Origin of the sequence: Lacinutrix sp. (assembly GCF_029238095.1) — a bacterium.
In the GTDB taxonomy this organism is placed as follows: domain Bacteria; phylum Bacteroidota; class Bacteroidia; order Flavobacteriales; family Flavobacteriaceae; genus Lacinutrix.
Genome location: NZ_JAQWGS010000024.1, coordinates 132,990 through 142,567 on the forward strand (window position 1 = coordinate 132,990; position 9,578 = coordinate 142,567).

Below are 9,578 nucleotides of genomic sequence, written 5' to 3' on the forward strand. Positions count from 1 at the left end.
TATCTTAAAAAAATGTCAAATTTTTAATAATAAGACAATTTAATTGCGAATAATTTAGAATTATGTAATTATATAAAATTCTATTGAGGATTACTCAACTCATTAATACCATCTTCTTGTAAATAATGAGAGTAATGTTTTAGGAGATAATGTCACAATAAAACGAATGCTTTGGTCATAATTAGGTTGTGCAATTTCCCATCCTAGATTAGAATATACAGGAAGATAGAGTTCAAAATAGTCTTCTACTAAATTTAGACGAATACCTGCATCGTAAACAAATTTTGGATTTCTATGATGGTTTTTTACCATACCAACATCGCCATAGGCCATAATGTAACGCCAAATAGTTGTACTTGAATTGGCTGTTGTAATCCATTGGTTTGCAAAAGCTGGTTCTAATTGCGATTTAAAACCACCTTCTGAAACAATTAATTGCTGACTCAATACTCCTGCTTCTTCAGAACGACCTAAATAATCGTAATCGAATAAGTAATCTGTTGGTCTATCTAGAGCAAAACTGAAGAAGTTTGTAGTTTCGTAGGTTTTGTTGTATAAAAACGAACCTGCAAATAAGCGTAAGTTGTATTGCCTGTTACCTTCTGTAAGTTTTCTAAATTCTGCTGTTGCAGAGATCTTTCCAAAATTTTTAGCCAACTGTAGGTCTGTGTCCCAGTAACTAAAGTTTTTTAAATTAGGATCGCTTTTTCCATATTTTATGTTAAGTACGCTGTATTTAGGTTCGCCATCTGTTTCAAACTCTCCAGTAATATCGACTTCTCTATCTATGTTTACATATCTTAAGTTTAAATAACTTCTTTTATTATCTCTTAAATTATCTGGATCTCTAAATCTAAAGTCAATATAAGGCGTGTAAGAAGTGTAAGATAGGTTAGGAGCATAGTTGTAATACTCTCCACCAATGCCATATTTAGTGTAAAAATTTCTAGAATTCTCCTTTCTATCAGCAAAACTAATTGAAGCGCTACCAACTAATTGCTTACTTTTAATAGCATATTTTGGACTAATGCGGTAAAGAAAATTTTTAGTTAAAATAGTCTTATTGTACAATTTTATTCCAGGTGAAAAACCATCGTAAAAATTATAAGCAAACTCTGGCATAAAAAATACCTGGCTATAATTTGGGTCTTCTATGTCTTTAAATAACCTAAACTGTAATGGTTTGTTGTTAGATAAAAAACCACCTAAAGATTTCCAGTTGTTTCTTAAATTCATTTCTGGAATGGTAGTATCGTAATTAAGGGCTAATTTATCAGCATCATTATTAGCAATGGTGATTTTTTTATAGCCTTTAAAGCCTTCTATCCATTGTTTAGATAAAACACTATCGTCTTTAATTGTAAATAAAGAGACAGGCATTAAATGGTCTTTTTTGTTTTTAATGGTAATGGTTAGGGAGTCTTCAGTTTTTTCAACTTTTTTAATTTTAAAGTCAATTTTCATACTACTTCCTACATAATCTTCAAAAAACCAATCTATATTCTTATCTGTCTTTTCTGTAATATAATTTTTAAACGCTTCAGAATTTGTAGTTTTTAATTTATTTTCTTTTAGAAACTGTGTTAGCATAACATCCATTGCATTATTTTCCATGTATTGATCTAAGTAATTTAAACCAACTCCTGCTTTGTATTTGTTTGCAATATTTTTATTGAATTTAAGAAGCGAATCTTTAGGCATATTTAATGGTTGATCTAAATTAGAACGTGCCATATGCATATATAAAAAGTTATACTGATCGTTGAATTTTAAGTCTGCAGCATGAAAAGCACGAACTCCCCAAATATTGGCAAGATTTCCAAGAATTTTCATGTCTGGATAGTTCTCTTCAACGTATTTCATTAAATAATAGGTTTGAATACCATCTATAATCCATTGGTCTTCTCTAGGATTTATGAGTACTGTGTTTTCAAGATAATTAAGTAATGTGGTTTTAAGTATTTTTAATTCGTATTGAAAAGTATCTGAAAACGGACGCACAAAGTCTGGTAATAAGTTTAGACCATAAATAGGATTTTTTTTGTAGTCTATTTTAGTAAGTAGTACTTTTTTATGTGGATAATCGCCTAGGTTTTCTGTTATAAATCGAGCAACTTTGTCTGTTATTACTGCAATTTCTTCTGGTTTTAAGTTTTCTTCATCGATATTAGACTCTACAGTGAAATAGTCTGTTTCAACCGTTTTGTAGGTATCTCTTTTATTTAGAAATAATTTAGAGTTTACACGGTTATTGCCTTTTAGTTGTGTTGTTTTAGTTCCGTTTCCATTAATATCTTCAGTGTAAACTTCATCTAATTCACTTATTAAAGTGAATGTGTATGGATAATTTACTTTTAAATTAATATCTGCTTTTGGAACATAAGCATCATCTAAATTTTTATTACTAAAGTAATGCCATTCACCATCAAAATATGCTGGAGTTATATACCAATACCTTAAATTATAATCGCCTTCGTTTGTTAAACCATAACGTGTAAATTTATCGTTTGGAACACGAACAATATAATTAAGTTTAAGTGTGTAGCTTTCATTAGGTTGTATTTTTTGTCTTAAAGCTACTTTAATAATATCTGGATTGTTTGTTACTCTTGTGTAATTTGTTTCAGTATCATTTTCTTTAATAGAATTAATAATAGTAAATCCTCGATCTTGTTCTTTAGCGAAATGAAAGGTGTTTTTAAACTCATCTGCAAATCGCTCTGCTAAAGGCGTGTCTTTTTCTGAATAACTATGACTCCAATCTGTTAAGTAAATATAATCTATAGCAGTATTAGAGGTGTTTAAATATTCTATTGTTTGTTCTATACTAATGCTTTTGTTTTCGACATCGAAAGTAGCATTAATGTTAAGTTTGTTTTGGCTTGATGCCGAAAAACAAACGAATAGACACAAAATAAATGAAGTGAATTTTAGATTCAATTGACTTTTACAAATTTTAAAGGTTTAACATTTACACCATTTAGTACAACATAATACATTCCGTTTGAATATGAAGAAGTATTAATAATTAATTCTTCATTGTCTTTTATAGAAATTACATCTATGGTTTGCCCAATGGTATTAGATATACTTACGTAATTAGAAAAAGTTGGTTTTCTGTTTGCTTTAATTTTAAGCTGGTTGTTAACAATATTTGTTCCTAATATTTTAAAGGTTATTTCACTTTCTGTAAATTCATTAACATTTAAAAGGCTTTCTGTAGTTGTGATATTTATAGTAACGGGAAGATGATCGCTAAAATTGTGTAGTGCATTTCTAATGGCAAAACTATAATCTGTCCCATCACAATCTGTAGAATTAATAGCACTATTATAACAATTAATATTTGAATTGTTTCCAAATACTTTATAACTACCATTTTCGAATTGCAATTCTGGATTATTTTGCATGTTATCTGAGGTTAGAATAAAATCAAAACGATCATCAAAGCCTCCAGCAGCACCTCCTAACGAAGTTGTGGTTCTGGTAGATTGTGTAAATACATCTACATAACTAGTGTTATTATGCCAACTGCCAATACGGTTTGCAGGATCTATAAAAGTAATGTTGTTATTGGTGTTTAAAAATTCTTGAAAACCTGCTTCACTAGATGTGTAAAAATTAAAATCGCCTCCAAATAACACATATTCTGAACTTGAAAAGGTATCTAAATATGTAGTTAAATCTTGAGCCATTTGAAAGCGTAGCGCTTGATTATCTGTTCCACTAGAAGCTTTTAAATGTCCAACGATTACATTTAATAGAATTGGATTTGTTACCTGATTAACTGTGTTAAGCTTTAAAATATAGTGATTAAAATCTCTATAAATGGTTGTTACTTCTGTTTGAGATTCTAAGTTAAATTTAGAACTGTCGTAATATATTAGGTTTTGTAAATCGTTTTGGTCGCTTATGGTATCGTCTGATGTGTTTAATACAAAATTTGCCATTTCGTAATTAACATTAATACTTTGCTTCATCATATTTAATATGGTAGTAGCTCCACTAACATTATTAAGTTCGCAAACCATAAATAAATCGGGTTGATAATGAGATAAAACAGTCTCTAACTCATTTAACCTTGAGGCAGCAGGCTCTTGCAAAGGAAAGTTAAGCAAGTTATAAAACATAGCTTTAAACGTTTCTTGAGCAAAAGAAATATTGCAACTTAAGGCAATAAAAAACAGAATTATGGACAATTTACTTTTCATTATTTAACCGACTTGAACAGTATTAGAAATTAGGACTTAAGCCATATTCTTTATAGAAAGAATCTAAGATATTTACAACTTCTTCTTCTGTATCTACTAAATGAATTAAATCTATATCTCCAGGACTTACATTGCTAAACTTATCTAACATTGTTTCTTTTATCCAATCCATTAATCCAGACCAAAAATCTGTACCTACTAGAATGATTGGGAATTTTTCTATTTTATTGGTTTGAATCAAAGTAATGGCTTCAAATAATTCGTCTAAAGTTCCAAATCCTCCTGGCATAACTACAAAACCTTGAGAGTATTTTACAAACATTACCTTTCTAACAAAGAAATAGTCGAAATCTAAGCTTTTATCATTATCTATATAAGGATTGTCGTGTTGCTCGAAAGGTAAGTCTATATTTAATCCTACCGAAGTTCCTCCAGCCAAATGTGCACCTTTATTTCCAGCTTCCATTATACCAGGACCACCACCTGTAATAACACCATAACCAGCTTCGCAAATGCTTTTTGCAACGCTTTCTGCTAGTTTGTAATATATATGGTCTGGTTTTGTTCTTGCAGAACCAAAAATAGAGACACATGGTCCTATTTGACTCATTTTTTCAAATCCGTTAACAAACTCTCCCATAATCTTGAAGATTGCCCAGGAATCGTTTGTTTTATTTTCATTCCAACCTTTGTGGTGATGTTCTTCTCTCATAATATTGTGTATTCAGTATTCTTCAACTTGCTAATTTAGTTCTTTTTTTAAAAATTTAGCGGTATAACTTTTTTTATGTTTTGCTACTTGTTCTGGTGTGCCTTCAACAATTATTTGTCCTCCACCTTGACCACCTTCGTAACCAACATCTATAATATGGTCGACCGTTTTTATAACATCTAAATTGTGTTCAATAATTAACACAGTATTACCTTTGTTAGCTAATTTATTTAAAACGATCATTAACACGCGAATGTCTTCAAAATGCAATCCAGTGGTTGGTTCGTCTAATATATAAAATGTGTTTCCAGTATCGCGTTTACTTAATTCTGTTGCAAGCTTAATACGTTGCGCTTCTCCTCCTGAGAGAGTGGTGCTTTGTTGTCCTAAGGTAATGTAACCCAAGCCTACATCTTTAATAGTTTTAAGTTTTTTATAGATTTTAGGAATGTTCTCGAAAAAGTCTACACCTTCATTAATGGTCATGTTTAAAACATCGCTTATACTTTTTCCTTTGTAACGAATTTCTAAAGTTTCACGATTAAAACGTTTGCCTTGGCAGGTTTCACATTCTACATAAACATCTGGTAAAAAATTCATTTCTATTACACGTAATCCACCACCTTTGCAAGTTTCGCAACGACCACCAGCAACATTAAAACTAAAACGACCAGGTTTGTAACCTCGTATCATGGCTTCTGGAATTTTAGCAAAAAGGCTTCTTATTTCTCCAAAAGTACCTGTGTAAGTTGCAGGATTACTTCGAGGTGTTCTACCAATTGGAGACTGATTTATATCGATTACCTTATCGCAATGTTCTAAACCCTTTATACTCTTATATGGCATTGGTTTTTTAACACCATTAAAGTAATAAGTATTAAGAATAGGATAGAGGGTTTCGTTAATTAAAGTCGATTTTCCGCTTCCTGAAACACCTGTAACACCAATCATTTTTCCTAAAGGTAATTTAACCGAAACATTTTTTAGGTTATTACCTGTACAGCCTTTAAGTTCAATATATTTTCCATTGCCTTCTCGACGTGTTTTTGGGACTTCAATTTTCTTTTTACCGTTAAGATATTCTGCTGTAAGTGTTTTTTCCTTTAACAACTCTTCTGGTGTTCCTTGACTTATAATTTCGCCACCATGTTTTCCAGCTCGTGGACCAATATCTATAACATGGTCTGCACGCTCAATCATATCTTTATCGTGTTCTACAACAATTACAGAGTTTCCAATATCTCGTAAAGCAACTAATGAATTTATTAGTTTTTCGTTATCGCGTTGGTGTAAACCTATACTTGGTTCATCTAATATATATAGCACTCCAACCAACTGCGAGCCTATTTGTGTTGCTAAACGAATGCGTTGTGCTTCTCCACCAGAGAGCGATTTAGAGCTGCGATTTAAAGATAAATAGTTTAAACCAACATCTAATAAAAACTGAAGTCGGACTTTTATTTCTTTAATTATTTCTTCGGCTATTTTAATTTGTTTTTCTGAAAGGCTTTTTTCTAATCCATTAAACCATTCAGCTAAATCAACAATGTCTTTATTTGCTAATTCTGAAATATTTTGTCCAGCAACTTTAAAGTAAAGCGATTCTTTTCTTAAACGAGAGCCTTCACAAACAGGACATTCTACTTTGTCCATATACTCTTTTGCCCAACGTTTTAATGAGGTAGATTCTGCATTTTTGTATTGATTGTCTATAAAATTAGCAACACCTTCAAAATCTATTTTATAGTCTCTTGTAACACCAAGTGTTTTACTTTCTACAGAAAACTTATCGTTTCCTCCATACAAAATAATCTGTTTTGCTTCTTTCGGGATATCCTTATAAGCATCTGTCATTTTAAAGTTAAAACGCTCTGCAATGAGTTCTAGCTGCTTAAAAATCCAGCTTTTCTTTTCTGGTCCATGAGGTGCTAAAGCACCATTTTTAATAGACAAACCATCGTCTGGAACTATTTTATTCTCATTAACTTGATATAAATTACCAATACCATTACAATTGCTACAAGCGCCTTTTGGAGAGTTGAAAGAAAAATTATTAGGTTCTGGGTTAGGATATGAAATTCCAGTACTCGCACACATTAAACTTCTACTAAAATAACGTGCCTTTTGAGTGTCTTGGTCTATAACCATTAAAATATCATCACCATGATACATTGCTGTGTTTATGGATTCGTCTAAGCGTTTATCATTAGTAATGGTGTCGTCAATTTTAAGTCTATCAATTACAATTTCAATATCATGATTTTTATATCGATCTAACTTCATACCTTTAACTAGATCCTTAAGCTCTCCATCTGTTCTTACCTTAACAAAACCTTGTTTTGCAATTTGTTCAAACAACTCACGATAATGTCCCTTACGAGATCGCACAACAGGAGATAATATATTTATTTTTTTGCCTTTATAGCTTTCAATAATTAGTGATTTTATTTGCTCATCGCTATAACTCACCATTTTTTCTCCAGTGTTGTAACTGTAAGCATCACTGGCTCTTGCATAAAGCAAACGTAAAAAGTCGTAAATTTCTGTAATGGTACCAACAGTAGATCTTGGCGATTTACTCGTGGTTTTTTGTTCAATAGCAATCACAGGAGAAAGTCCATCGATTTTATCTACATCAGGACGTTCTAATCCACCTAAAAACTGTCTAGCATAAGCCGAAAATGTTTCTATATAACGACGTTGTCCTTCCGCATAAATCGTATCAAAAGCCAATGATGATTTTCCACTACCAGATAAACCTGTAATAACTACTAGTTTTTCACGTGGAATGGTAACATCTATATTTTTTAGATTATGTTCTCTGGCACCTTGTACCTCAATGTTTTCCTCAAAATTTGTCATAGTAATCGCAAAATTTCGTCTCTTTTTAAACAGATTTGCGAAGTTACGGTTTTAGCTTATCAATGTAAAATGGATTTAGTTAGGATTTTATTAAAATTAATATGGGTTTTGCGATTTAATTTTTAACTTCGATTTTCAATTTTTTTGTCTGTTCGAGTGGTTCTGTTTTTAATTAGAATTGTTTGGAGAACCGTTTTGTTTTTTGAAAAATGAAAGCTTTTCGATATTTTTTTGCTTTAAAAAGCAGTTGAGGAGACAAAAGTAAAAGCAATAATTATTAAAATACTAGGAATAGGCTCAAGAATAAGCCATAAAGAACACGGAAAAGGAGTAGTTACTAATGTTGATAATCAGCAGTACTGGGTTACGTTTATTGAAAACGGATTAGAAACCATTTCGCTTGATGAAGACATAGACATTATTGAAGCTGCCGAAAACGAAGTCGATACGGTAAGTTTTTTTGATGTAGAAAGTAGCTTGGTTCGTATTTTAAAAAAGTATAGCGACGTTACTGAAATTGTACATATTGGTGACAAATGGAAAGGTGTTAAACTTATTTTAGAACCTGCAGATACTAATTTGAAGAGTAAAGAGGTTAAAATTGAAGATTTCTTTCATAAAATAACAATGGTTCGAGATCGTTTACGTGTTATGGAACAAAAAGTAAATTCTAGTACTCTTGAAGAGCATGAAAAGATTGATTTGCAGCAATACATTACTCGTATTTATGGGAGTTTAACTACTTTTAACGTGTTGTTTAAGTTGAAGGAACAGCAGTTTGTTGGGCAGAAATCTAAGTAGTAAAGTTATCTATTTAGTCTTAATCACATCAATCTCCAATCCTAAAACCAGCATTTTATGAAACGTTGGTAACATAGCTCCAGTTTCGGTAGTCGTCCAATGACTCCAAGTTGCTTCTAAGCCATCTATTGGTAAAATAGACGTCCACATTTGAAAACTTTTTGGCTTTCCTTTTTCATCTAAATGCCATAAATAAGAATCTCCAGGAGTAGAGCCACCAGTAGTGTAAGTGACTAATAAAGCTATTTCATCGTTTTCTAAAGTTACTAAACTACGTTTTGTGCCTTGATCAAACACTTTGTAAGGTGCTACTAGCCAGAATGTATCGTTGTTGAAGTAGCTTATTGCTTTCTCTATTAGCTCTTGAGTATCTTTACCTTCAATTTTTAAGTCATTTTTAAAAGCTTCGCTTTTAGAGTTGTCATTCAATTCTAAATATACTTTGTAGTTTTTCCAATAGACTTCGCAGGTGTTTTTAGTCTTATTCCATTTATAATGATGACGCTTTTTAAAAGTAAATTCTATATAATCTGTTGTTTTATAGGCGTCATAATTTAATGCATCAAGCATTCTTTTTGCAAGTACATCTGCTTGTTCTGTTTTTGCTCCAACAGGTAAGACTTCATTATACTTAAAATATAAAAATCCAAATAGTAAAAGTGATGGTAACGTAATGAAGATTATTATTCCTGTTACTATTTTTAATACTCTTTTGAGCGTTAGTTTTTTCTTTTTTCTCATTAAATTTAATTTTAGCAACCAAATCATTACCCAAAACGCCTAAACTTTCGTTTAGGCGTTTTATTTTATCTTTTTAGTGTAAAATGCGCTCTTATGGTTTTCTTTTCATTAGTAGTTGGTTCTCTGTATTCTACTGTAAACCAGTAGTCGCTTGTTGGCATTGGGTTACCATTGTAGGTTCCATCCCACCCTGCGCCTGTTGGGCTTAATTGCTTTAAGAGTTTGCCATAACGATCAAATATATATATTAC

General features: G+C 31.4%; 7 protein-coding genes. 1 reads left to right on the top strand and 6 read right to left on the bottom strand.

Translation table 11 applies throughout. From position 1 onward, the window contains the following. Positions 1-102: 102 nt before the first annotated feature. From P8H50_RS07170 to uvrA, 4 genes are read right to left on the bottom strand one after another with little or no spacing between them, the layout of a single operon-like run. Complete coding sequence (locus P8H50_RS07170) at positions 103-2,913, bottom strand: metalloprotease (RefSeq protein WP_300207157.1); 2,811 nt, start codon at positions 2,911-2,913, stop codon at positions 103-105. 23 nt (positions 2,914-2,936) lie between these two features. Then, complete coding sequence (locus P8H50_RS07175; protein WP_300207159.1) at positions 2,937-4,211, bottom strand: hypothetical protein; 1,275 nt, start codon at positions 4,209-4,211, stop codon at positions 2,937-2,939. A gap of 22 nt (positions 4,212-4,233) precedes the next feature. Further along, on the bottom strand, positions 4,234-4,923 hold the full coding sequence (locus P8H50_RS07180; protein WP_300207162.1) for a TIGR00730 family Rossman fold protein: 690 nt from the start codon (positions 4,921-4,923) through the stop codon (positions 4,234-4,236). Positions 4,924-4,953: 30 nt separating this feature from the next. Further along, complete coding sequence (gene uvrA / locus P8H50_RS07185) at positions 4,954-7,785, bottom strand: excinuclease ABC subunit UvrA (protein WP_300207164.1); 2,832 nt, start codon at positions 7,783-7,785, stop codon at positions 4,954-4,956. A gap of 276 nt (positions 7,786-8,061) precedes the next feature. On the opposite strand from uvrA, the gene P8H50_RS07190 reads away from it, so the two are divergent. Continuing rightward, positions 8,062-8,586: a hypothetical protein gene (locus tag P8H50_RS07190; protein ID WP_300207181.1), complete on the top strand. Its 525-nt coding sequence runs from the start codon at positions 8,062-8,064 to the stop codon at positions 8,584-8,586. Between the two features lie 9 nt (positions 8,587-8,595). Here P8H50_RS07190 and P8H50_RS07195 read toward each other — a convergent pair whose 3' ends face one another. Next, positions 8,596-9,327: a hypothetical protein gene (locus P8H50_RS07195; RefSeq protein ID WP_300207166.1), complete on the bottom strand. Its 732-nt coding sequence runs from the start codon at positions 9,325-9,327 to the stop codon at positions 8,596-8,598. A 65-nt stretch (positions 9,328-9,392) separates the two neighbouring features. Then, on the bottom strand, positions 9,393-9,578 hold a 186-nt coding region (locus P8H50_RS07200), incomplete at its 5' end, for a T9SS type B sorting domain-containing protein (RefSeq protein WP_300207168.1).